This window comes from Rhizobium sp. P43 (genome assembly GCF_056730705.1).
This window is the reverse complement of the sequence record NZ_CM161539.1, coordinates 883,402-907,497: the sequence shown is the minus strand read 5'-3', so window position 1 is coordinate 907,497 and position 24,096 is coordinate 883,402. Positions and strand designations below refer to the sequence as shown.

The window sequence follows — 24,096 nt, the reverse complement described above, 5'->3', positions numbered from 1 at the left end:
AGCCGTGTAATGACGAAGGAGCGACCATGCCGATACTGCCACAAAAGACCGCATCCTTGATCGTACCGCTGCTGGCAGCCTCGCTCGCCCTCCCCGTCAACGCTCAGGAAACCCGAGAGCACCGAGCCCGAGACGTAACCCTCGCAGTCACGAGCGTCGCAAGCGGCCTGGAGCACCCATGGTCCGTCGAGGTTCTCCCCGATGGCGCCTATATCGTCACCGAACGGCCGGGCCGTATCCGTATCATTCGTGATGGCGAGGTGAGCCGTCCGTTGGGCGGTCTGCCACGGATCGCTGCCGTCGGACAGGGTGGCTTGCTCGACATCGCCCTCGCCCCAGACTTTGCCGAAACCCGCCGCCTGTTCTTTACCGCGGCGGTGCCCGGTCCTGGTGGCCAGGGCACCGGCGTGTTCTCCGCCCGTCTCAGCCCGAACGAGCGGCGCATTGAAGATGTCCGCCGCATCTTTCTGATGAACAAGCTCACGGGTGCTGGTCAGCATTTCGGGTCTCGCATCGCAATTGCCGCCGATGGCAGCCTGTTCTTCGGCATTGGCGACCGGGGCGATGAAGACCGCGCCCAGGATCCCGGCGACCATGCCGGTAAGATCATGCGCATCAATGCAGACGGCATGCCGTCATCGGCGAACCCCAAAGGACAGCCCCTACCGGAAGTCTGGTCGAGCGGCCATCGCAATCCCCAGGGCATCGTCATCGACCCCGCAGACGACAGGCTCTACACCGTGGAGCATGGAGCGCGTGGCGGCGACGAGATCAACGCCCCCGAGGCGGGCAACAATTACGGCTGGCCGGTCATCTCTTATGGCAAGCACTACTCCGGCGCCGAAATCGGCATCGGCCAATCGGCCGACGGCTATGAGCAGCCGCTCCACTACTGGGATCCCTCGATCGCGCCTGGTGCGCTGGCCGTCTACCGCGGTGCCATGTTCCCCGAGTGGGAAGGCGATTTCCTGGTCGCGGCCCTCAAGTACCAGCTCGTGGCTCGCATAGAGCGCGGTGCCGGTGGCTCGATCGGCTCTGAAGAACGGATGCTGGAAGGCGAGTATGGTCGTATTCGCGACGTGAAAGTGGCCCCCGATGGCTCGATCCTCCTGGTCACGGATGAAGAAGATGGTCAGCTGCTGCGCATTACCCGGGGCGGCGACAGTTGACCCCCTATGACGGCAGGGTTTTTTGGACCCAACCGGACGAGACCAGTCACGATTCAGAGGCGCCCGAGAGACATTTTTGCCCTGCGTCAGCAATCGAACACGAAAAATTTTAACCCGCAAATTTCCGTGTTCGCGCAGGCTTTTACTTCAATCTCCATCGCAAGCGATGCAATTTTTCGCCAAAACGGGGCTGCGGGGTCTTGCAGAGGCCCCGAATCAGGTCGTTTGCACTGAAAACAAAGGACTCTCGCCGGCAAGAAGGTTAAAACTTTCGCTTGCCAATTTTCGACAAACCAAGCACTCTTCGCGTGTTCGGGCAATTTTGCGAGCATGGGAAGACCTATAAATGAGTGCGCGCCGGGGACGCTATAACAACCCCGGGCAGTCAAACTTGAAACGCTGGTAACATCGTCTGAAGTTAGTCTGCGGTAACAGGGCCCCTTTCCTCCAATATCGACAAATGCCTGTCGCTCACCCGCTCGCGGGTACATTGCAATGCTGCCCCGCCGAATACGGGCAGAGAGAAAAGGACCTGACGCATGGCCGAGACTGGCACTGTTAAATTTTTCAATACCGACAAGGGCTTTGGCTTCATCAAGCCCGACAACGGCGGCGCGGACATCTTCGTCCACATCTCCGCTGTCCAGGCATCGGGCCTGTCGGGTCTGACCGAAAACCAGAAGGTCAGCTTCGACACCGAACCCGATCGCCGTGGCAAGGGCCCTAAGGCCGTAAACCTGCAGATCTCCGGCTGATTTCACCCGGTTTTCTACGAATTGCGGCCCGGCATCATTGCCGGGTTTTTTCGTTCAGCCTCCGTTCAGGCACGGCTCCCTAGATTGCAATCATCGCCGATGGCCCGAACAGCCAGCACCGGCACGGAAGATTTCGCTAGGTCGAGGAACGACGTCATGATGAAATTCGCGCAACACGCTCTTCTCGCGGCTGCAGTGACCCTGACGCCCATGGCCGCCGCAACGCAGGCTGAGGCCGGCGACCGTTACTATCGCCATCATCACAGCGGCGATGACGCCCTCGCCCTTGGTGTGATCGGTCTCGCTGCCGGCGTGATCGTTGGGTCTGCCCTCGCAAGCCCGCCGCCGCAGCGCCGCGTCTATATCGACCGCCCCGTCTCGGTCTATGACGAACCCGGCTATTACGTCGATGATTTCCCGCCGCCCCCGCCGCGTCATGCCTATCGCCCGCGCCCCGTCTACCAGAAGCCGCGCCCGGTCTATCAGTCCTACGGGATCGAACCCTGGACCGGCGCCTGGTATGACTACTGCTCGCAGCGCTATCGCAGCTTCAACCCGCGCACCGGCACCTTTGTCGGCTATGACGGCCGCACGCATTTCTGCACCGCCGGCTGAGCAGACATCGACAAGCATGAACAAAAGCGCCGGCCTCCGGCGCTTTTGTCGTTAGAGACCCTGGATAAACGGATTGGATCGCCTCTCGTCGCCGATGCGACTGCCGGGCCCATGGCCGCAGATGAAACCCACATCGTCCCCGAGGGGCAGCACCTTGTCGCGGATCGAATTCATCAGCGTCTGGTGATCGCCGCCCGGCAGATCGGTGCGCCCGACAGATCCGCTGAACAGCACGTCGCCGAGATGGGCGAACTTCTGGCCCCGATTGAAATAGATGACATGTCCCGGCGCGTGGCCCGGGCAGTGATAGACCTCGAAAGTATGGTCGCCGAAACCGACCGTATCGCCATCTTCCAGCCATTGGTCCGGAACGACGCTGCGCAGGCCGGTAATGCCATAGCTGGCCGCCTGGGTCTCGATCCGCTGCAACAGCGGCAGGTCGTCCTTCTGCGGACCGATGATGGTGAGCCCGGTCTTTTCCTTCAGTTCGGCCGCACCACCGGCATGGTCGAGATGACCATGCGTCAGCCAGATGGCCTTCAAGGTAAGGTTATTCTCCGCAATCACCTGCAGGATAACATCGACATCGCCGCCGGGATCGACGATCACGCCTTCCCGCGTCTCGTCATCGAAAAGGATGGTGCAATTCTGCTGGAACGGGGTGACGGGAATGATGCCCGCTTGAATCTGGCCCATCGGCTCGCTGTCCTTCTGTCGTCTATGCCAAGCGCCTTAGCATGTCGCAACAACGAGAGAAACCGAGAGACCCTCGGTCAGCGGGAAAGTCCGTAGACCTGGGATACGGGCGAGGCCGGAAGAAGCGAAGCCTGCGCAACGAGAAAGCTCGCAACCACCAGCTTGGCGGTAAAGACGACAATCGCGACGGGACGAAGGCTGGGGCTCTTGGAAATCTGCGCGGTGTGATCACGGTCCATCATGGCACGAATCCTCTCTCCTGCGGCGAAGCTACGCCGAAGCGGCTTGTCTGGGGCTTGTGATTGATCAGTGAAAGCGTAACGATCCTGGCCGCAAGAGGTTTCCTGACGCCGTCCTAAGCTGTGCGATCTCAGTAAATTTGTTGGAAATCTGCTACACTTGCGCATAGTTTCGCCGGCATGTCCCGCCAGGGAGGCGAGGATAAACGGCTGGCTGCTCAAATGGACCGGTCGAGGGGGAAGCATCGCTCCCGGGCGATGAATGTGAAACCGGTGATGGCGCAGCTTCAGCGCGCCCGCATCGGAGGAAAGGAATGACGCGCGTGGCCCGACAGTCTGCGACGAAGACTGCCAAGAAAACCCTGCCGGATTTGCCGGTGGTCGATGACAAGACGATCGATTTCGAGACCATAGAGAACCTGTTTTTCGCCTATCGAGATTTCGTGTCCGATCCCGATGCCATTCTTGCCAAGCTCGGCTATGGCCGCGCCCATCACCGCGTCGTGCATTTCGTCAACCGCCGGCCCGGCATGACGGTCGCTGATCTCCTCGGCATCCTGCAGATCACCAAGCAGAGCCTCGCCCGGGTCCTGAAGGAACTGATCGACAGCGGCTATATCCGCCAGATGGCAGGCCCCGCCGACCGCCGCCAGCGCCGCCTCTACCCGACGCTTGCCGGCCGCGAACTGTCGCTCGCCCTCTCCGAACCGCAGTCACGCCGCATCGCCCACGCCATGGAAGGCATGACGACAGACGAGCGCGCCACCGTGCGCCGTTTTCTCGAAGGCATGCAGAAGCAGACCGTGACCCAGCCTCTCGAAACCGATGGAGCCGACTGAAATGTCGAAGAAGATCGAGCTGACAGATGATGCTCCGCACCTTCTCGTGGTCGACGACGACACACGTATTCGCGACCTGCTGCACCGCTTCCTCACCGAAAAGGGGTTTCGCGTCTCCGTCGCGGCAGACGCCGCCGAAGGACGTCGCAAGCTCGAAGGCCTGAGCTTCGACCTGCTCGTGCTCGACGTGATGATGCCCGGCGAATCCGGCCTGTCGCTGACCCAGAGCCTGTCTGACGAAAAGCGCGTGCCGATCATCCTTTTGACCGCCCGCTCCGAGGCTGACAGCCGGATTGCCGGTCTCGAAGCCGGTGCGGACGATTATCTTGCCAAACCCTTCGACCCGCGCGAACTGGTGCTCAGGATCAACAACATCCTGAAGCGCAACATGAACCCGGACGCGCCGAAGATCGAGCAGGTGATGTTCGGCCCCTTCACTTTCTCGGTCCTGCGCAAGGAATTGCGCAAGGGAGCCGAGATCATCCGCCTCACCGATCGCGAACAGGACATCATGTATCTCTTCGCCACCCGCGCCGGTGACACGATCCCGCGCCACGAACTGGTCGGCAATGATGCGGAGGTCGGCGAACGCACCATCGACGTCCAGATCAACCGTCTGAGACGCAAGATCGAGGACGACCCGGCCAACCCCGTCTGGTTGCAGACAGTACGTGGCTTCGGGTATCGGCTGAGCATGGACTGAGAACAAGGGCGCAAGAAGCGTCGAGGAAGCATGAGCAGATGACGCTGTACGATCAGATCCGGCGGGATCAAGACCGCAGCCCGGCGACAGGCCTCAAGGGCCTGTTCCGCTGGTTGCGATACCGACTGCCGACAGGTCTCTACGCGCGCTCACTGTTGATCATCATCCTCCCGATGCTGATCCTCCAGACCGTCGTTGCCTTCGTCTTCATGGAGCGCCACTGGCAGCTGGTGACGGAGCGCCTCTCGGAGGCCGTCACGCGCGACATCGCGGCCGTCATTGAGCTCCTGCAGCGCTATCCGAGCGAGGAGGATTTCGCCAAGATCTCTGAGGTCGCAACCAACAGGCTGAACCTGATGGTATCGATCGATCCCGGCACCGAACTGCCCTCTCCCCAGCCGCGGCCCTTCTTCTCCATCCTCGATCAGATCCTCTCAGACGAAATTGCAGAGCAGATCCGCCGTCCGTTCTGGATCGATACAGTGGGAACCTCACGCCTGGTCGAGATCCGCATCGTGCTCGACGACAAGACGCTGCGGATCTTCGCGCCGCGCAATTCCGCCTATGCATCCAACACCCACATCTTCCTGGTCTGGATGGTCTCGACCGCCCTGGTTCTGATCGCGATTTCGATCCTGTTCCTGCGCGGCCAGATACGCCCGATCCTGGCGTTGGCGACGGCGGCCGAAAGCTTCGGCAAGGGCCAGCGGCCGCCCGAGGATTTCTCCCCCCGGGGCGCCGATGAAGTGCGCCGTGCCGGCCTCGCCTTCATCCTGATGCGCGAGCGCATCGAGCGACAGATGGAACAGCGGACCGCCATGCTCGCCGGCGTCAGCCATGATCTGCGTACCATCCTCACCCGATTCCGGCTGCAACTGGCACTCGCCGGCGACGGGCCGGAGATTGACAGTCTCAACCATGACATCGACGACATGCAGAGCATGCTCGAAGGCTATCTTGATTTCGCCAAGGGCGAAGTCGAAGAGGATGTCGGCACACTCGATCTCCGCGACCTCTTCGGACGTGTGGCTTCCGATTTTGCGCTGCACGAGCGCGACCTGACCTGGAAGCTCGATGGCGATCCCTTCGTGCATGTCCGCCCGAACGCCTTTACGCGCCTGGTGACAAACCTCGCATCCAATGCCCGCCGCTATGCCAAACGCCTCGATATTGATGCCCGGCACACGGCAAAATGGCTGGTCATCGTCTTCGATGACGACGGCCCGGGCATCCCGAAGGAATCACGCGACGATGTCTTCAAGCCCTTCTATCGGCTCGATGAAGCCCGCAATCTTGATGCCTCCGGCACCGGCCTTGGGCTTGCCATCGCCCGTGACATAGCCCGCAGCCACGGCGGCAATGTAACGCTCGACGACAGCCCGCTTGGCGGCCTGAGGGCGACGATCCGCGTACCGGTCTGACATTGAAAAAAATAAGGGGCCACGCAGGCCCCTCATTCGACATTCCGGCGATCTCAGGATCTCACATCAGCTTCTTGCCATTCGGCACGGCCTGCTCGACCGCCGCCAGAACGATCGCACCGTTTTGATCCTCGAAGCCGAGTGTGAGAACCTCCGAGCGGAACGGCCCGATCTGGCGCGGCGGGAAATTCACGACACCGAGCACCTGGCGTCCGACAAGCGTTTCCGGCGTGTAGTGAACGGTGATCTGCGCCGAGGACTTCTTGATACCGATCTCGGGACCGAAATCGATCTTCAGCTTGTAGGCCGGCTTGCGCGCCTCGGGAAAACTCTCGACCTCGACGATCGTGCCGACACGGATATCGACCTTCTCGAAGTCGGCGAAACTGATCTCGGATCCGCTCACAGTGCCAGTTCCTCGGCCCGTTTGCGCGCCGCCTCAATCGCCTGGTCGAAGAGCGGCTGCATGGCATCTTCAGCCATCAGCACGGAAAGCGCCGCTGCGGTCGTCCCACCGGGAGAGGTCACATTCCTGCGCAGAATGGACGCCGGGTCGGGGGACTGGTGCAACAATTCACCAGCCCCCGCGACCGTTTCTCGTGCGAGACGCATGGCGAGGTCCGCCGGCAGACCGGCCTTACGGCCCGCCTCCGCCATGCATTCGACGAGATAAAAGACATAGGCCGGACCGCTGCCGGAGAGAGCGGTGACCGCATTGATATCGGCTTCGGTCTCGACCCATTCGACCGGGCCGGAGACCTGAAGCAGCTTGTGGACGATGTCGCGCTGTGCTGCCGATACGGCTGCATTGGCATAAGCGCCGGTGATCCCGCGGCCGACCATCGCCGGCGTGTTCGGCATGGCCCGCACCATGGCTGCCTTGCCGAGATGGCTTTCCATCGAGCAAATAGTCTTGCCGGCAGCGACGGAAACGACTGTCGTCTGCGGCCCCAACAGAGACTTGAGGGCGGGCAGAACCGCATCCATCACCTGCGGTTTGACCGCGAGAAAGAGGATAGCGGCGACGAGACCGTCCGGCGCAGCCACGCAATGCCGTGCCCCCGCCTCGGTGATCAGGGCCATCATTGTGTTGGAAGGCGCCGGATCAAGCACCGTGACCGACGAACCGGGAACGCCGCTCTTCAGCCAACCGGCCAGCATCGCGCCGCCCATATTGCCGGCCCCGACGAGGACGATGTGTCCGAATGCAGCAGTCGTCATACTCAGGCTTCCCCGACCGTCTCGAACAGAACGGCGTCCATGGCGCTCTTGGCGTCCATGCCGGACCACACGACGAACTGGAAGGCCTGGTAATAGGCTTCACATGCATCGACGGCAGAAGAGAGAAGCACCTCGACCTGACGGTTCGTGGGCTCAGCCCCACCGGCGAGCAGCAGCGACTGGCGGAAGATCACCACATCCTCGTTTCGCCAGAGATCGAAGTGACCCATCAGCACCTGGCCATTCACGTAGGAAAGCAGCTTGATGACTTCGTTCAGACGGTTTTCGGGGATCTTGAGATCGAAGGCTGAGGCAAGATGCAGGGCTTCGAATTCTTCCATCCAGGAGAAGGAGACATGATAGTCGGCCCAGCGCCCCTCGACGGTCATTGCAATTTCGTCTTCGCCCGAACGCTCGAACGACCAGTCATTGGTCGCCGCCACAAACTCGATCATGTCGACCGGGTTGGACTGGCGTTCGATTTCGATTTCCATGAGGCTCATGCATCACCTTCTTGACCGGAATGAATACGGGCACCCGGCGAACCGCCGGGCCACTCGGACACCTGAACCGGAAACTACTGAAAACGATTCCGAAGGACCCCAGGGTAAAACACGCACCCTGCCCGAAACTTACGCGGCCCCCGCTCAGAATCATCGTTGAAAATCAGTGTATAATCGTGCGGAGCCAGCACCAGCCCCCTTCGCCATATTTGGCTCAGAGGCCTGTGGATGGCGCTTTCAGAATCGCCTTTGCATCACCCCTTAAGCGACTCTGCCGATTGGCTTTTTGCCACCTGTCCACAAGCTGCAAAATTTTCGTGGGAAGAGCGTCGAAAACAGCCGTCAAGATCCTGAAAATACAAAAAGACCCAAAGCCGATGGCAATGGGTCTTCGACAGCAGAAAAACAGAATGGCGTAAGGTGTTACTTGCCCTGGGCCGAGAGCTTGGCTTCGAGTTCATCAAGCCGCTTCTGCAGGGCCTCGTTCTCTTCCCGTGCCTTGATCGCCATTTCGCGGACCACGTCGAATTCTTCCCGCTTGACGAGATCCATGCTGTTCATCCAGCGCTCCATCTGCGCGTGAAACGCCGTCTCAACTTCCTTTCGCACACCCTGTGCAGCGCCGGCGGCGTCCGTCATCAACTTGGCGAAATCATCAAGAATACGGTTTGGTCCGGTTGTCATGGGTAACTCCTCTGGAAGCGGACAGCAGTTGGACAAAGAGCCCTTGAGAACGAGGTAGGACCTCATCCGCCGCCATGCAAGACAGAACAGCAATATAAAGGTGGTTGACGGTGTCGCAGACGCCCCGATTCCATCTTGACCGGGTCAATGTGCAACGCCATTTTCCTCCAGCATTAACGAAAGTACTCCATTGTTGTCAGTCCTGGACCTTTTCGCCGCCGTATCCTTTCCCGCGATCGATCCGGTCGCCTTCTCGATCGGCCCGCTGGCGGTCCATTGGTATGGGCTGGCCTATGTGGCTGGCATCCTGCTCGGCTGGACGATCGCCCGCGACCTGCTGAAACGCCCGCATCTATGGCCGAACGGTCAGGCACCCGCCACCTTGCAGCAGATCGACGACTTCATCCTCTGGGTGGCGATCGGCGTCGTCGCAGGCGGCCGCATCGGCTATATCTTCTTCTATGATTTCGCCTCGATCGCCGCCAATCCCATGCGCGCGATCGAAGTCTGGAATGGCGGCATGTCCTTCCATGGCGGCTTCATCGGCGCAACGCTCGCCATGGTCTTCTTCGCCCGCAAGCACCAGATCCGCCTGTGGAGCCTCTTCGATCTCGTCGCCAGCGTCGTACCACTCGGCCTGTTCTTCGGCCGTATCGCCAACTTCATCAATGGTGAGCTCTGGGGCCGCCCCGCCGATGTGCCATGGGCCATGGCCTTCCCGACCGGGGGCCCCTTCCCGCGTCATCCGAGCCAGCTCTACGAAGCCGTGCTGGAAGGCCTGGTCCTGCTGATCGTCCTGCAGATCCTCGCCCGTGCCTTTGGAGCCCTGAGAGCGCCCGGCCGCATCACCGGCATTTTCGTAGCTGGCTATGCGGCAGCCCGCATCTTCGTCGAGTTCTTCCGCGAGCCAGACGTGCAGATCGGCTACCTCTTCGGTGGCTGGCTGACCATGGGCATGGTGCTGTCGCTGCCCATGCTCCTGATCGGGCTCTGGATCTTTTTGCGGTCGCGGTCGACTGCTCCTGTTACCGAAGGCTGAGGAGCGCCGATGGCCACGCCGCTTGCCGAAAAGATCAAGTCGCTGATATCGGCCAATGGTCCGATCAGCGTGACCGACTATTTTGCACTTTGCCTGGCCGACCCCGAGCACGGCTACTACCGTACGCGCCATCCCTTCGGACGCGCAGGCGACTTCGTCACGGCACCCGAGATCAGCCAGCTCTTCGGCGAGATGCTGGGCATCTTCATGATCAACACCTGGCAGCGCCACGGTGAACCGCGTGACGTCCGCCTGGTGGAAATCGGCCCCGGCCGCGGGACGATGATGTCCGACATGCTGCGCGTGATCTCGCGCGCCGCGCCCGAGCTCTACGAGACGGCGACCGTTCATCTCGTCGAGACGAGTGCGCTCCTCAAGCTCACCCAGATGGAAACGCTTTCGGCCCATGGCGACAAGGTGTCCTGGCACGACAGTTTCGATGGCTTGCCGGAAGGCTTCACGCTGCTGGCGGCCAACGAACTCTTCGATGCCATCCCGATCCGCCAGTTCGTCAGCACACCGGACGGCTTCCGCGAGCGCATGGTCGGCATTGATGAGAATGACGAGCTCTGCTTCACGCTGGGGGTCGCCAAACTCGACCCGTCCATGCTGCCCCAGGGTATCAGCCAGCCCGCCGACGGCGAGATCTTCGAAGTGGCTCCGGCGCGCCAATCGGTCATGCTGACCATCTGCGAACGGCTGATCGCCCATCACGGCACCGCCCTGATCATCGATTACGGGCATATGGTCAGCAATTTCGGCGACACGCTGCAGGCGGTACGCGCCCACCAATATGATCCGCCGCTGGCCCATCCAGGCCTTGCGGATCTGACCAGCCATGTCGACTTCGAAAACCTCGCCCGCACGGCGCTCGCCGCCGGCGTCCATCTGAACGGCTGCATGCACCAGGGAGACTTCCTTGTCGGCCTGGGCATCGAGCAGCGCGCCGCCTCTCTCGGCCGCGACAAGGACGAAAAAACGCAAACGGAAATCGTCGAGGCCGTGCATCGCCTGGCCGGCTCCGGCGATGGCAATATGGGCGAACTCTTCAAGGTCATGGCGGTCTCCATGCCCTCGGTGCAATTGCTGCCTTTCAAGTCCAAGCATTGACAGAGAGCGGCGTGATCTGCACGATCGCCCCGCTCCCTACCGGCTCAAAATCGAAGAAAGCCGATGCAATTCAATAGCTTCGCAAGATCCGCATAGCATACGCGTGATTTGCCAGGGCTCAGGAGACCCGATCATGAGCACAGCCGACCAGCCACGCCCCATCTTGGCAGACAGCCTCGCCACCATGGCCCCTTCGGGCATTCGCCATGGCTTCTTCACCCGCGACGGCGGCATCTCCGAAGGCATCTACCAGGGCCTCAATGTCGGCCTCGGCTCGCATGACGACCAGGACAAGGTCCGCGAAAATCGTCGCCGCGTCAGCGCCTGGTTCGGCCTGCCGCTCGAGCGTCTGGCAACGGCGCACCAGGTCCACTCTCCCGACGTCGTTGTCGTCAGCGCAGACTATGACGGCAGCCGTCCGCAGGCCGATGCGCAGGTGACCGCAAGTCCGGGGATCATCCTGGGCGTCCTCACCGCCGATTGCGGGCCCATCCTCTTCGCCGATCCGGAAAACCGTGTGATCGGTGCGGCGCATGCAGGCTGGAAGGGCGCCCTTGGTGGCGTCCTGGAAAACACCATCGACGCGATGGTCAGACTCGGTGCGCGCCGCGACAGGATCCACGCGACGCTCGGGCCGTCGATCTCCCGCGCCAATTACGAAGTCGGCCCGGAATTCGTTGACCGCTTCATCGCCGTCAATCCCGAATTTGCAGCCTTCTTCACGCCGTCTTCGAAGCCCGGCCACGCCATGTTCGACCTTCCCGGGCTTACCGTAAAGCTTTTGACAGAGGCCGGCGTCACCGCTGACAGCCTCGACCAATGCACCTATGCGGCGCCTCAGACGTTCTTTTCCTATCGCCGGACCACCCATGCGGGCGAGCCCGACTATGGGCGGCAGATTTCCGCGATCGCGATCAAGGAGGAATGACATGGCCCTGCATTTTACAGCAAGCGAGTATTCCGCCCGCCGCGCCCGCCTCATGGCGCGCATGGCCGAGGAAAAGCTCGACGCGGTCCTGCTCTTTGCCCAAGAAAGCATGTACTGGCTGACCGGCTTCGACAGCTTCGGCTACTGCTTTTTCCAGACACTCGTCGTGAAGGCTGACGGCAGCCAGACCCTGCTGACACGCACACCCGACCTGCGCCAGGCCAAGCACACCTCGACCATTGAGAACATCGTCGTCTGGGTCGACCGCCTGAATGCCGATCCCGCCGTTGATCTGCGCAATCTCCTGAGCGATCTCGATCTGCTCGGCATGCGCGTCGGCGTAGAATACGACACCCACGGCATGACCGGCCGCGTCGCCCGTCTTGTCGACAATCAGCTCACCAATTTCTGTGAGGCCGTCGATGCCTCCTATCTCGTGAGCAATCTCAGGCTGGTGAAATCGCCGGCCGAAATCACCAAGATCAAGGAGGCTGCGGAGCTTGCAGACCTCGCCTTCGACGCTGCCCTGCCCTTGATTGGTCCCGATGCCGATGAAGCGGAAATCCTGGCCGCCATGCAGTCGGCCGTACTTGCAGGCGGCGGCGATTATCCGGCCAATCCCTTTGTCATCGGGTCTGCGGCGGACGCCCTGCTCTGCCGCTACAAATCCGGCCGCCGCAAGCTGTCAGCCACGGATCAGCTGACACTCGAATGGGCTGGCGTTGTGGCCCACTACCATGCGCCGATGCTGCGCACGGTGCTGATCGGCGACCCCTCGCCCCGCCACCGCGAACTCTATACGGCAGCGCTTGAGGGCATGCGGGCGGTCGAACACGTGCTGCGCCCGGGGCATAGCTTCGGCGAGGTCTTCGACGCCCATGCCAAGGTCATGGACGAACGCGGGCTGACCCGCCATCGTTTCAATGCCTGCGGCTACTCCGTCGGCGCCCGCTTCGCCCCGTCCTGGATGGAGCACCAGATGTTCCATGCCGGGAACCCACAGGAAATCGCGGCGGACATGAGCCTCTTCGTGCACATGATCATCATGGACAGTGACCGCGAGGCGGCGATGACCATTGGCCACACATACCTCACGACAGAGACCGCCCCGCAGACTCTGTCACGTCACCCGCTCGATCTGATCAGTGTCTGAGACCAGCTCTTGGGCAGTATAGGGCAGAGGTAACGCGGTTTTGCCTGTCCATTCAGCCAATTGACAGGTTAAGCATGCTAGTCACATTAATTGTGACAGGATCGAAGCGGAAGGACCGGCCGTGGTGAGACGTTCCCGCATGATGACCAGGACACTGGCCGGAACCGTCGGCCTGTTGCTGCTTCTTTCGGGATGCAACAGCCCCGATGTCTTGACGCCACGCGCAGATGTCGGCAGCGGCATGGGAAGCCTTCCCCCCGCCTACCAGCAGGAACTTGCAGCGCCCGCATCCGCACGCCAGCCTGTCGAGAGCGCACCGCTTGCGGAGCCCGGCTTTGCAGATACCGCGCGCGGCCCCCAGAACACGCTGGAGGCCCAGGCGGCGGCCCTCGCACAGGGCGGCAGCAATCCCGTCGCCTCCGCACCGCTCGATGGCATGGAAGGCCAGTCGTTCCCCGAGACCCCGCAGCAGCAGCAGCCGGCAAGGCAGGTGGCGCAGACCGCCGCACAGACGAGCCCGCCGCCAGCGGCACAGCAGGCCGCCCTTCCCCCTGCCGCACAAACCACCGGCAGCATCCGCTTCCTGCCGATCATCGGCGCACCGGTGCAAGCCGTTACGCCTCTCTCCCGGCAGCTAGGCGCCGAGGCCCGCGCCCGCGGCCTCACCATCAAGAGTGCCAGTGACGCATCGAGCGAGCATATCCTCAAAGGCTATTTCTCCGCCTTTTCCGATGGAGGCAATGTGACGATCACCTATGTCTGGGACATCCTGGATGGCAGCGGCGGACGCCTGCACCGTATCCAGGGCCAGGAAGTCGTGCCCTCAGGCGCCCAGGATCCGTGGGCCGCCGTTCCGGCCTCGGTGATGCAGCAGATCGCCACCAAGAGCATGGCCGAATATGTATCATGGCGGAACAGTCGCGGCGGTTGACCGGTGCGCGACATCCGCCTTCGAAAACCGCAAATCCTGCGCCCCATTTGGCGCATCAACCGAAAATATGGGCCGAGCTGTCCAAACCTCTTGCATTCAGGGGGAAGGGCGCTAAAAAGCCCGCATCTCAGCATGGTAACAGGCGGGCCAAGATGAAGGTTTTCGCAGGTAATTCGAACCGGCAACTGGCCGAAGCGATCTGCTCCTATCTCAACGTACCACTCGGCAAGGCCAGCGTCCGCCGTTTCGCAGACCAGGAAATCTTCGTAGAGATCCAGGAAAACGTTCGTGGTGAAGACGTGTTCGTCGTTCAGTCGACGTCCTTCCCGACGAATGACCACCTGATGGAACTGCTGATCATGATCGACGCCTTCCGTCGATCCTCTGCTCGCCGCATCACGGCCGTCCTTCCCTATTTCGGCTATGCCCGCCAGGACCGTAAACCTGGCCCCCGCACGCCGATCTCGGCCAAGCTCGTTGCCAACCTGATCACCGAAGCCGGCGCCGACCGCGTGCTGACGCTCGACCTGCATGCAGGCCAGATTCAGGGCTTCTTCGACATACCCACGGACAACCTTTATGCGGTACCGCTTCTGGCGCGCGACATCAAGGAACACTATGACACCAACAACGTCATGGTCGTGTCCCCCGACGTCGGCGGCGTCGTGCGCGCCCGTTCGCTCGCCAAGCGCCTCGACTGTCTTCTCGCCATCGTCGACAAGCGTCGCGACCGTCCGGGCGAGTCCGAAGTCATGAACGTCATCGGTGAAGTCGCCGGCAAGGACTGCATTCTGATCGACGACATCGTCGATTCCGGCGGCACGCTCTGCAACGCGGCCGAAGCCCTGCTGAAGAACGGCGCCACCAGCGTCACCGCCTATATCACCCATGGCGTCCTGTCGGGCGGCGCGGTCACCCGCGTCTCCTCCTCGAAGCTGCGCGAACTCGTGATCACCGACTCGATCCAGCCGACAACGGCGGTACAGTCGGCCCACAATATCCGCGTTCTGTCGACAGCGACGCTGCTCGGCGAGGCGATCAACCGCACCAGCCAGGAAGAATCGGTCTCCAGCCTGTTCGACTGACCTCAACCTCGATCGATTTGGGATAAGGCGACGCAATCCTTTGTGAGCGACGTCACAACCCCTTGCGCCCTCATTTTACTTTGCATAGATGTTCGTCCGGTATTTTCGTTTTAAGATAATTTCCAGTTAGACACGTGTGATTTAATGTCGCTCACCGTCGAACACTTGCTTGCTCATTTTGATTTTCACGAAACGATCCGCGACCAGTCAAGAGCGCTGCTGCGCGTGCATGAGGAGAGCCCGCGCCTGGCGGCTGTCTTCGGGACACAACAGCGCTGGTTGCTCGGGCATCTGGCAATGGGCATTTATTTCTCGGAAGTCGCGCGCGGCAATCCCGAACCCGTGGTGCTGATGGCACGCTACCTGGAACAGGTGAAAACGCTCGGCATCTCCTCTGTGAACACAGCGGATGCCTTTATGAAGGAAATGCTGGTCTACGGCGTCGCGCAAGCTGGTCAAACCTCTGACCGACGCAATCGCCCGGTCCTCCCAGCTCCGCAAACCATTGCCGCCACAAGGCGGTGGGTCTCCATCCACCTGTCCAGTCTGGACCGTCTGGATGGTGGGCATCGCCTCGATGCCTTCGAGGCCGATGAAAACGTCATGGCATACCTGCATCCTGAAATTTCCACCCGGTCGATGATTTCGCCGCATCTGCGAAGCCCGCCAAAGACCTGGTCTCTCTTCACCTGGCTGAACAATGGCGGCATCGTCATGGACTGGTTGATGGTCGGCGTTGATCCGGTCGATCCATCCGTCCAGCGCGTCCCGACGCAATTGCGGTCCGTCCCGGAACTGGCCGAAAGCTTCCGCCTCTCGCGCACGCACCTGAACCGAAAGCTACGCGAGGCCGAATTGATCGGCAGCATCGGCTGGGAAGGCAGCAGGGGCCGTTCGACCATGTGGATTACGCAGCAATTCCTGCGCGAATATCACACCACCCAAGCCCACAAACTGTCGATCATCGACGCCGCCTGCGAGAAAGTGGGACTGCGTTGATGAGCGACATAGCGCCTTCCGACCTTAACCCAACGGTAAATAAATCAGACTAATTTTCCCGCCAGGATCTGGTCGGGGGGATGATTGTGGTTGGTTCCAAGGAAACGCTTGCGCGTTCGAGCGCGCTCTTGTCGGTAAAGGCAAAATTCGCAGGACTGGTGGTCGGCGCGACCCTCGTCTCCTGCATGGCAGTCGGGCTCCTGAGTTACCAGGTCGGCAAGAACGGGTTGATCGAGGCCAGCAAGTTGCGTCTGGAAAGCGTCGCCTCAACCCAGGCAAAGGCTTTGAGCGCCTATGAAATCCGCATTCAGCAGGCGCTCGGCGAACTCGCCCAGAATTCGGCGCTTGGCGAAGCGGCCGAAACAGTGGCAGCTGTTATCAAAATCGAGGAAGCGAAAATCCGCGAGGTTTTCCAGGATCCAGCCAAGAGCCCGGAGGAACGGGCGTCGATTGATGGATCCGGCCTGAAACTGCTCTACGGCGTACGCCACGCCGCCGTTCACGGCACCATCGCCAGCACGCGGCAGAACACCAATGTCAGCGACATCTATGTCATCGATAACAGTGGGCAGATCATCTATTCCGTCACCAAGGGCGAAGCTTTCCTCACCAATGTCGCCGATCCCGCCAATGCGGCGCTGAAGGCGGCATTCGATGCCGCCCAGGCTGGCGATGTGACCCAGGTGCATTCCATCGGCTTCAGCGAAATGCGGGCTGCCGACGACACGCATTCGGCACTGGTCGCGCAACCCCTCGCGGTTTCGGTCTGGGGCGAAATCGTCCGCAAGGGCGTCATCGTCATCCGCGTGGGCGCGAACCGCCTCGCGGCTTCGCTAGCACCGGACGGATTGGGACAGAGCATTGACGACAGCTTCCTGCTTGCCGAGGACGGCAGCCTGCGCGCAGGAACCATCTCGGGTGGCGCCAATGCGACTGTAGCGGAAGCCCTCGTAGCGGCAGCGCGTAGCGGCAGCAAGGGATCGGACTTCGCCGCCTCCGGCGATCGAAACCTCTTTTACAGTTTCATGCCGGTCACGCTCTTCGGCCAGAAGAACCTCTTGGCGATCGGCCAGAATGAACGCGGTATCCTCGCCTCCTCTGACGACCTGGCAAAATGGGCCTTGCTGGCCACTGTCGCTGTCCTCGTCGTCATGGGCGGAGTAGGTGTCGCCGTGTCCTCCAGCCTCACACGCCCGTTGAGCCAGCTCGCCAGCTTAATGAACCGCCTGAACAACGGCGACACGGCGATTGAAATCGACGGCACAGGACGCCGTGATGAGATCGGCTTGATGGCCCGGGCACTCGACAGTTTCCGCACGAACGCCCTCGAAAAGGAGCGCATCGAGAAGGAAGCGGAAAGCCGTGATCTTCAGATGAATGCCGAGCGGCGCGAGCGCGAGGCAGAAAAGCAGCGCAGCGCCCAGGAGCTTCAGGAAGCCGTCAACGCCCTGGCTGCCGGCCTGAAGAACCTCTCCAACGACAAGCTGCACCTGCGCATCGAAACCCGCTTCGTGCCGGAACTCGACCATCTGCGCGTCGATTTCAATGAATCTCTCGACAAGCTTGAGGAAACGATCCGCGCCATCATGGCCAGCGCCGACACCATTCGCGGCGGCTCGAACGACCTCAAGGGCGCCTCGGCCAACCTCGCGCATCGGACGGAACGCCAGGCATCCTCGCTGGAGGAAGCCGCCGCCGCCCTTGGCGAGATGACCGGCAGCGTCCACGATGCCCTGCGCCGCTGCGAGACCGCAGTCCAGGTTTCGGCAGATGCTCTGAAGGGCGCCAAGGCATCGTCGGACGTCGTCAACCAGGCCATCGCCGCGATGCAGCGGATCGAGGAATCCTCCTCAAAGATCCAGCAGATCATCGACGTCATCGACCAGATCGCCTTCCAGACCAATCTTCTGGCGCTCAACGCCGGTGTCGAGGCCGCGCGTGCGGGTGAAGCTGGCAAGGGTTTTGCAGTCGTTGCCCAGGAAGTGCGAGAGCTTGCGCAGCGTTCCTCGGCAGCAGCGCGCGACATCAACGCTTTGATCAATGCTTCGACGAGCAATGTCTCGGATGGCGTCACTCTGGTGCTGCAGACCGGAGATCGCCTGCACACGATCGAAGACAACATCGCCGCCATCAACGATCAGATCGGCGCCATCGCCGGTGCCTCAAGAGAACAGTCCGCGCGTCTCTCCGAGATCAATGCCTCGGTCAATGAACTCGACCAGATGACCCAGCAGAATGCGGCCATGGTCGAGGAAACGACGGCAGCAGCCTTCGCGCTGGCCCAGGAAGCGGATGGACTGACCGAGCAGGTCGCGCGCTTCACGATTGGCCAGCACAGCGGATCTGCCCGTCGCGCCGCCTGAAAAGCCGCAAATACAATCCTCGCGAAGACAAAGCCCGCCGGCTCCAGCCGGCGGGTCTTGCGTTCACGGTCACCTCAAGCGGGAAGACTGCAGGCCTCGCCACCCGAAAACAGTCGTGACCGCGTGAGGAACCGCCGCTCGCGGCCATTGTCGAGCGAGAACATCCCGCCCCTGCCGGGCACAACGTCGATGATCAGCTGCGTATGCGCCCAGACGGCATACTGACTGCCGCTGATATAGAACGGCACGCCGCCGATCTCGCCTAGCTTCACATCCGTCTCGCCCACCCGGTATTCGCTCGCCGGATAACACATCGGCGAAGACCCATCGCAGCATCCGCCGGACTGATGGAAGAGGATGTCGGGGTGATCTTGTCTGATCTCGGCGAGAAACGCGAGTGCGGCCTCGGTCGCCACCACGCGCGGCTGATCTCCGCTGGTCATTGTCTGCCCTCCTGGTTTCAGAACGAAAGAACCCCTCCTCCTGGTCAAGAACAGGAAGAGGGGGCATCGAGGGGCGGCATTGGCGGAACACCGCCCCTGGGGAGGCTCTCAGAAGAAACCCAAGGCCTTAGGGCTATAGGACACCAGCATGTTCTTGGTCTGCTGATAGTGGTCGAGCATCATCTTGTGCGTCTCGCGACCGATACCCGACTGCTTGTAGCCACCGAAGGCCGCATGCGCCGGATAGGCGTGGTAGCAATTGGTCCAGACGCGACCGGCCTGGATGCTGCGGCCGAAGTGGTAGCAAGTATTGGCATCGCGGCTCCACACGCCGGCACCGAGGCCATAGAGCGTGTCATTGGCGATTTCCAGCGCTTCCGCCTCGTCCTTGAAGGTCGTGACCGAGACGACGGGTCCGAAGATCTCTTCCTGGAAGATGCGCATCTTGTTGTGGCCACGGAACACGGTCGGCTTGACGTAATAGCCGCCCGACAATTCGCCCGGCAGCTGGTTACGATAGCCGCCCGTAAGAACCTCGGCACCTTCCTGTTTGCCGATGTCGATATAGGACAGGATCTTTTCGAGCTGTTCGGAAGAGGCCTGCGCCCCGATCATCGTCGACATGGCAAGCGGATCGCCCTGGATGACGGCCTCGACGCGCTTGATCGCCTTTTCCATGAAGCGATCATAGATCTTCTCATGCACCAGCGCGCGGCTCGGGCAGGTGCAGACCTCGCCCTGATTGAGGGCGAACATCGCAAAGCCTTCGAGCGCCTTGTCGAGATAGTCGTCATCCTCGCGCATCACGTCTTCAAAGAAGATGTTCGGCGATTTGCCGCCCAGTTCGAGCGTCACCGGGATCAGGTTCTGGCTGGCATACTGCATGATCAACCGGCCGGTCGAGGTCTCGCCGGTAAAGGCGATCTTGGCGATCCTCGGGCTGGTCGCAAGCGGCTTGCCGGCTTCAAGCCCAAAGCCGTTGACGATGTTGAGCACACCAGGCGGAAGCAGATCGGCGATCAGTTCGGCCAGCACCAGGATCGAGGCCGGCGTCTGCTCGGCCGGCTTCAGCACCACGCAGTTGCCGGCAGCCAGCGCCGGCGCCACCTTCCAGGCGGCCATCAGGATCGGGAAGTTCCACGGAATGATCTGGCCCACGACGCCGAGCGGCTCGTGGAAGTGATAGGCGATCGTGTCATGGTCGACTTCGCCGATCGTGCCTTCCTGCGAGCGAACGCAGGCGGCGAAATAACGGAAGTGGTCGATGGCGAGCGGAATATCGGCAACCATGGTCTCGCGCAGCGGCTTGCCATTGTCCCAGGTCTCGGCACGCGCCAGGAGCTCAAGATTGGCCTCCATGCGGTCGGCGATCCGGTTCAGGATATTGGCGCGCTCGGTGGTCGATGTGCGGCCCCACTTGTCCTTTGCGGCATGCGCTGCATCGAGCGCCAGATTGACGTCGGCTTCATCCGAACGGGCGATGTCGCAGAGCTTGCCGCCGGTGACTGGCGTCGTGTTCGAGAAATAGCGACCATTGACCGGCTCGCGGAATTCACCGCCGATAAAGTTGCCGTATCTCAGCTTGAACGGCGAAGCAGCGATGGTCTGGACCTGAATGTTCATCTGTCATCCTCCCTGTGAAGGGACCCCTCCTCGGGTCCCGATGGCAGGATGATTGCCGTGTTCTTCTTTCGCGGATAGCCCCATGAAACAGTACCGCATCGCACAGTGTGTCAGTCTTGCGACACTTGCAGCAGTGGTTGGCGCATAAAAAAGCCGCCTCATCGAAGGGCGGCTGAAGAAACCAAGATAAACTATCAGATCTTGGATAAACACTGCTGAGAGCGCCTTGAGAGCCATGGCGCTGGTCCGAAAAATACAGGCCACGATGGGAGTTCTAGTGCAGCTGGAAGCGCTTCATCTTCCGATGCAGCGTCGCGCGGCTGATACCGAGCATCTGCGCCGCCAGCGAGACGTTGCCATTGGCGCGTGACAGCACGCGGCGCAGCGCCGCCCGTTCGGCATCGTCGAGATCACCAGTCTTTTCGCCGCGCGTCTCGCGCAGCGCATCGGCAGCCGGCATGCCCTGGGCGATCAGGCCGTCATCGAGCTTGAGGGCGATCCGAGCCGCCTTGGTTGCGCCAAGGATGAGATCATCGCCATCGACGGCAATCAGCGCCGAAAGTGAATTGGCCTGCGGCACCACCACGATGCGGGCACCGGCAAAGGCTTGGCGGAAGAGGTTACTCTCGACGCGAGCCGCAGCATCTCGAACGGCCTGGGAAAGAACCGCAAGCGTCATGTCGGACACGTCGTTGCGGCAGGTGGAGACATCAAGCGCTGCCGTCAGGCGACCGAGATGGTCGCGAATCGGCGCCGTTGCGCAGGACAGGCCGATATTGGCACTCATGAAATGCTGATCGCGATGAATGACCACGGCCCTTTCATCGGCCAGCGCCGTCCCGATCCCGTTGGTACCGACACTCGCCTCACTCCAAAGTGTCTGCTCCCAAAGGCCGAGTGAGCGAAACTCGACATCATCGCCTGCAGCCCCTCGCCTATCGACGACGATGCCATTCTGATCGGCCAGAATGATACAGCAGCCGGATCGTCCGACCATCTGGTAGAGGCGATCGACCTCATCCGCCGAACTGCCGATCAGCCGCTCCATGCGTTCACGCGCCTCGCGGTAGAGAGCTTCATCCACCTGGATGGGCTTGCGCGCCTGTTCGGGCTGCAAATGATAGAGGTTGAGGCAGCGGCTCCAGGAGGCAGCAACCGGCGAGGTCACCGCCGCAGACGCTTTTTGCGCCGTCGAATAGACAAGTTCGGAATGTCTGGTGTCCTCACGCATCGGCTCCTCCCAAAGCACGGGCACCAGTATGCGCCTTCTCAGCCGGGTGGCAATCGCTCATCAATGCAGCAAATTAACACCTGTCATTTCCGGCTCCAAAATGGCGCAAAACTGCGACACTTCTGCCCAAAGTCCCCGCAGCCGCTTAGGCCGCGAGGCCCGTCGCCTTGCGAGTGTCGGAGGACGCGGTCTCGCCATCCATCACCGGATTGACGATGTCCTGTAATTCCGACAGCGGCTGGGGCTTGCCATAGAAGTAGCCCTGAACCTGCTCGCAGCCCTCGTCCTGCAGGAAGCGGAGATGCTCGGCATTCTCAACGCCCTCCGCCAGAACCGGAATATCGAGGCTCTGGGCCAAGATCAGCGTTGAGCGCACGATGGCGGCAGACTGACGGTTCTCCGCCACGCTGTCGATGAAGCCGCGATCGATCTTGATCTTGTCGAAGGGGAAGAGCTGCAGTGTCGACAGCGAGCTGTAACCCGTGCCGTAATCGTCCATCGCGATCTTGACGCCGATCGCCTTGAGCTGGCGGATAATCGACAGCGCGTTCTGCTGGTCCGCGATAATGCCGGACTCGGTGATTTCCAGCTCCAGCCGCTCGGGCGGCAGGCCGGTTTCCTTCAGGATGTCACGCACCCGCTGCGGGAAATTGGCATTGGCCAATTGCTTCGGCGCGACATTGACCGCAATCCGCAAGGGATTGCGCCACTGCACCGCCTCGACACAGGACTGGCGCAGAACCCAGTCACCCAGTTCCATGATGAAGCCTGTGCGCTCAGCGATCGGGATGAACTCCATCGGCGAGACCATGCCGCGCTTCGGATGGCGCCAGCGCAGCAGCACCTCGAAGCCGACGATCTGCCCGCTCTGGGTGTTGTTCTGCCGCTGGAAATACAGCTCGAATTCGCCTCGCTCCAGGCCGGAGCGCATGTCCATGGCAAGCGCACTGCGCTCGCGCGCCGCCTGGTCCATCGACTGGTCATAGAAACAGATCTGGTTGCTGCCTGCGGATTTGGCGCGATACATGGCCGTGTCAGCCTGCGCTAGCAGATCGTCGATCGTATCGGCGCCATCCGGAAACACCGAGATGCCGATGCTGGTGCCGATGCTGAGCGTCATCTCCTCCCAGGCGATCGGCTGGCCGAGATCGCCGATGATCCGCTCCGCCATTTGCTGAGCCTCGGAATGGGTGAACACACGCGAGGTCACGGCAATGAACTCGTCGCCGCCGATGCGGGCGACGAATTCCCCTTCCCGCAACCTCAGACCCATGCGCTCGGCGGCAACCCGCAAGACGTGATCGCCTGCGGCGTGACCATGCACGTCGTTGATTTCCTTGAAGCGATCAAGGTCGAAAGACAGGAGGTAGATACGCCCGGAGGCCGCAGTAAGCGTCTCCATCATGTGGCCGAGACGTTCGACGAAGGCCGCACGGTTCGGCAGCCCTGTAAGGGCATCATGCAGCGACAGCTGGCGGTAGCGTTCCACGGCGGATTTCGTCGATTGGCGATCGATCACATAGGTCATCGATCCGATCGACAGGATCAGCACCGTGACCAGCATCAGCACGACGGTCAGAACGCTTTCCGGCAGCATGTCCGCCGGCAACGCCGCCTGCGCATCCGGCACGACCGTGACGGCGGTCATGCCAATGAAATGGGTGAGCGCAATCGCGAGCACCAGCGCAACACCGCCGCCATAGCGGCAGAAGCGGGTGACAGGCCGAGCGACGCGGCTTGTCGCCACCGCCCCGAACATGGCACCTGCAATCAGCGAGGCACCGACATAGGACGAGTTCCACTCAATATGGCCCTGCACCTGATAGCCGGACATCCCGACATAATGCATGGCGGCGATGCCTGCCCCGACGATCGCACCACCTGCCTCGATCAGCAGACTGCGTTGGGTCGCCGCGGCGATCATGAAGCCGATACCGGTGACGGTGATCGCGAGCACGAGTGAAATCAAGGTCGCCGTGGGTTCGTAACCCGCAAGAACTTCCGCCTCATAGCCCATCATCGCGACGAAGTGCGTGGTCCAGATCGCAGCGCCCCCAATCACGCTGGTCAGCGAGATCCAGCTCAACCGGGCCACCCCACGCGTGTTGCGGACCCTGCCGAAGAGCCGCATCGTCAAAAGCGACCCGAAGACGCAGATGGTCACGGCAGCGATCAGAGAGAGCGGGTCGTGTTCGACAACTAAGCAGGAAAGGACTTCGAGCATGAATGAGACCACTTGATAAAGAGAGATCTCATTTAGCAGTCGTCAATTTCAAAGAGCTTGAAAGGAATGGTTAGCAAATCGATATCGGCGACTGAAACGCGAGGCCTGCAATCACAAACGCG

General features: G+C 61.4%; 24 protein-coding genes. 14 read left to right on the top strand and 10 right to left on the bottom strand.

The genetic code is table 11. The annotated features are described in order from the left end of the window. Positions 1 to 26 precede the first annotated feature (26 nt). The 3 genes from AC1PUL_RS04355 (at position 27) to AC1PUL_RS04345 (ending at position 2,539) form a co-directional block, all read left to right on the top strand. Positions 27 to 1,169, top strand: a complete 1,143-nt coding sequence (locus AC1PUL_RS04355) for a PQQ-dependent sugar dehydrogenase (protein WP_480466792.1) — start codon at positions 27 to 29, stop codon at positions 1,167 to 1,169. 539 nt (positions 1,170 to 1,708) lie between these two features. Beyond that, positions 1,709 to 1,924, top strand: coding sequence for a cold-shock protein (locus tag AC1PUL_RS04350; protein WP_006725577.1), 216 nt, complete (start codon positions 1,709 to 1,711; stop codon positions 1,922 to 1,924). Positions 1,925 to 2,080: 156 nt separating this feature from the next. After that, positions 2,081 to 2,539 carry a BA14K family protein gene (locus AC1PUL_RS04345; protein WP_480466791.1) on the top strand — a complete coding sequence of 153 codons (459 nt, stop codon included), beginning with the start codon at positions 2,081 to 2,083 and terminating at the stop codon, positions 2,537 to 2,539. 51 nt (positions 2,540 to 2,590) lie between these two features. On the opposite strand, the gene AC1PUL_RS04340 is transcribed toward AC1PUL_RS04345, so the two are convergent. Together AC1PUL_RS04340 and AC1PUL_RS04335 are read right to left on the bottom strand one after the other, a co-directional pair. Next, positions 2,591 to 3,235: an MBL fold metallo-hydrolase gene (locus tag AC1PUL_RS04340; protein WP_480466790.1), complete on the bottom strand. Its 645-nt coding sequence runs from the start codon at positions 3,233 to 3,235 to the stop codon at positions 2,591 to 2,593. Positions 3,236 to 3,312: 77 nt separating this feature from the next. Further along, positions 3,313 to 3,477, bottom strand: coding sequence for a hypothetical protein (locus AC1PUL_RS04335; RefSeq protein WP_480466789.1), 165 nt, complete (start codon positions 3,475 to 3,477; stop codon positions 3,313 to 3,315). Positions 3,478 to 3,788: 311 nt separating this feature from the next. Between AC1PUL_RS04335 and AC1PUL_RS04330 the strand changes: the two genes are divergently transcribed. From AC1PUL_RS04330 to AC1PUL_RS04320, 3 genes are read left to right on the top strand one after another with little or no spacing between them, the layout of a single operon-like run. Then, a complete protein-coding gene (locus tag AC1PUL_RS04330; protein WP_480466788.1) occupies positions 3,789 to 4,313 on the top strand; it encodes a MarR family winged helix-turn-helix transcriptional regulator in 525 nt (174 codons plus the stop codon). Position 4,314: 1 nt separating this feature from the next. After that, positions 4,315 to 5,016, top strand: a complete 702-nt coding sequence (locus AC1PUL_RS04325) for a response regulator (RefSeq protein WP_480466787.1) — start codon at positions 4,315 to 4,317, stop codon at positions 5,014 to 5,016. A gap of 38 nt (positions 5,017 to 5,054) precedes the next feature. Next, complete coding sequence (locus AC1PUL_RS04320; RefSeq protein ID WP_480466786.1) at positions 5,055 to 6,437, top strand: ATP-binding protein; 1,383 nt, start codon at positions 5,055 to 5,057, stop codon at positions 6,435 to 6,437. A 61-nt stretch (positions 6,438 to 6,498) separates the two neighbouring features. Here AC1PUL_RS04320 and AC1PUL_RS04315 read toward each other — a convergent pair whose 3' ends face one another. The 4 genes from AC1PUL_RS04315 to AC1PUL_RS04300 form a co-directional block, all read right to left on the bottom strand. Then, positions 6,499 to 6,843 (bottom strand): tRNA-binding protein, encoded by a 345-nt coding sequence (locus AC1PUL_RS04315; protein WP_480466785.1) that lies wholly within the window; start codon positions 6,841 to 6,843, stop codon positions 6,499 to 6,501. Further along, positions 6,840 to 7,658, bottom strand: coding sequence for a pyrroline-5-carboxylate reductase (proC, locus tag AC1PUL_RS04310; RefSeq protein ID WP_480466784.1), 819 nt, complete (start codon positions 7,656 to 7,658; stop codon positions 6,840 to 6,842). Before proC ends, AC1PUL_RS04315 begins: the two co-directional genes overlap by 4 nt. Positions 7,659 to 7,660: 2 nt before the next feature. Further along, on the bottom strand, positions 7,661 to 8,161 hold the full coding sequence (locus tag AC1PUL_RS04305; RefSeq protein ID WP_102018032.1) for a type III secretion system chaperone family protein: 501 nt from the start codon (positions 8,159 to 8,161) through the stop codon (positions 7,661 to 7,663). Between the two features lie 423 nt (positions 8,162 to 8,584). Then, positions 8,585 to 8,845, bottom strand: a complete 261-nt coding sequence (locus AC1PUL_RS04300) for an accessory factor UbiK family protein (RefSeq protein WP_480466783.1) — start codon at positions 8,843 to 8,845, stop codon at positions 8,585 to 8,587. A gap of 190 nt (positions 8,846 to 9,035) precedes the next feature. Here AC1PUL_RS04300 and lgt point away from each other — a divergent pair, with 190 nt between their 5' ends. From lgt to AC1PUL_RS04260, 8 genes are all read left to right on the top strand, one after another. Beyond that, entirely contained in the window at positions 9,036 to 9,884 is an 849-nt protein-coding gene (gene lgt / locus AC1PUL_RS04295; protein WP_480466782.1) for a prolipoprotein diacylglyceryl transferase, read from the top strand. 9 nt (positions 9,885 to 9,893) lie between these two features. Further along, entirely contained in the window at positions 9,894 to 10,994 is a 1,101-nt protein-coding gene (locus AC1PUL_RS04290) for a class I SAM-dependent methyltransferase (RefSeq protein WP_480466781.1), read from the top strand. A 133-nt stretch (positions 10,995 to 11,127) separates the two neighbouring features. Continuing rightward, a complete protein-coding gene (gene pgeF / locus AC1PUL_RS04285; RefSeq protein WP_480466780.1) occupies positions 11,128 to 11,922 on the top strand; it encodes a peptidoglycan editing factor PgeF in 795 nt (264 codons plus the stop codon). Between the two features lies 1 nt (position 11,923). Then, on the top strand, positions 11,924 to 13,075 hold the full coding sequence (locus tag AC1PUL_RS04280; RefSeq protein ID WP_480466779.1) for a M24 family metallopeptidase: 1,152 nt from the start codon (positions 11,924 to 11,926) through the stop codon (positions 13,073 to 13,075). A 142-nt stretch (positions 13,076 to 13,217) separates the two neighbouring features. Further along, positions 13,218 to 14,006 carry a hypothetical protein gene (locus AC1PUL_RS04275; protein WP_480468485.1) on the top strand — a complete coding sequence of 263 codons (789 nt, stop codon included), beginning with the start codon at positions 13,218 to 13,220 and terminating at the stop codon, positions 14,004 to 14,006. A 152-nt stretch (positions 14,007 to 14,158) separates the two neighbouring features. Further along, positions 14,159 to 15,091 (top strand): ribose-phosphate pyrophosphokinase, encoded by a 933-nt coding sequence (locus tag AC1PUL_RS04270; protein ID WP_480466778.1) that lies wholly within the window; start codon positions 14,159 to 14,161, stop codon positions 15,089 to 15,091. A gap of 144 nt (positions 15,092 to 15,235) precedes the next feature. Continuing rightward, a complete protein-coding gene (locus AC1PUL_RS04265) occupies positions 15,236 to 16,090 on the top strand; it encodes a hypothetical protein (protein ID WP_480466777.1) in 855 nt (284 codons plus the stop codon). Between the two features lie 80 nt (positions 16,091 to 16,170). Further along, positions 16,171 to 18,453 carry a methyl-accepting chemotaxis protein gene (locus tag AC1PUL_RS04260; RefSeq protein WP_480466776.1) on the top strand — a complete coding sequence of 761 codons (2,283 nt, stop codon included), beginning with the start codon at positions 16,171 to 16,173 and terminating at the stop codon, positions 18,451 to 18,453. A gap of 74 nt (positions 18,454 to 18,527) precedes the next feature. On the opposite strand, the gene AC1PUL_RS04255 is transcribed toward AC1PUL_RS04260, so the two are convergent. From AC1PUL_RS04255 to AC1PUL_RS04240, 4 genes are all read right to left on the bottom strand, one after another. Further along, positions 18,528 to 18,896, bottom strand: coding sequence for a DUF779 domain-containing protein (locus tag AC1PUL_RS04255; RefSeq protein WP_480466775.1), 369 nt, complete (start codon positions 18,894 to 18,896; stop codon positions 18,528 to 18,530). Positions 18,897 to 19,004: 108 nt separating this feature from the next. Further along, positions 19,005 to 20,519, bottom strand: coding sequence for an aldehyde dehydrogenase (adh, locus tag AC1PUL_RS04250; RefSeq protein WP_480466774.1), 1,515 nt, complete (start codon positions 20,517 to 20,519; stop codon positions 19,005 to 19,007). A 274-nt stretch (positions 20,520 to 20,793) separates the two neighbouring features. Beyond that, positions 20,794 to 21,750, bottom strand: coding sequence for a helix-turn-helix domain-containing protein (locus AC1PUL_RS04245; RefSeq protein ID WP_480466773.1), 957 nt, complete (start codon positions 21,748 to 21,750; stop codon positions 20,794 to 20,796). Between the two features lie 145 nt (positions 21,751 to 21,895). Next, complete coding sequence (locus AC1PUL_RS04240; RefSeq protein WP_480466772.1) at positions 21,896 to 23,974, bottom strand: putative bifunctional diguanylate cyclase/phosphodiesterase; 2,079 nt, start codon at positions 23,972 to 23,974, stop codon at positions 21,896 to 21,898. Positions 23,975 to 24,096: the final 122 nt, after the last annotated feature.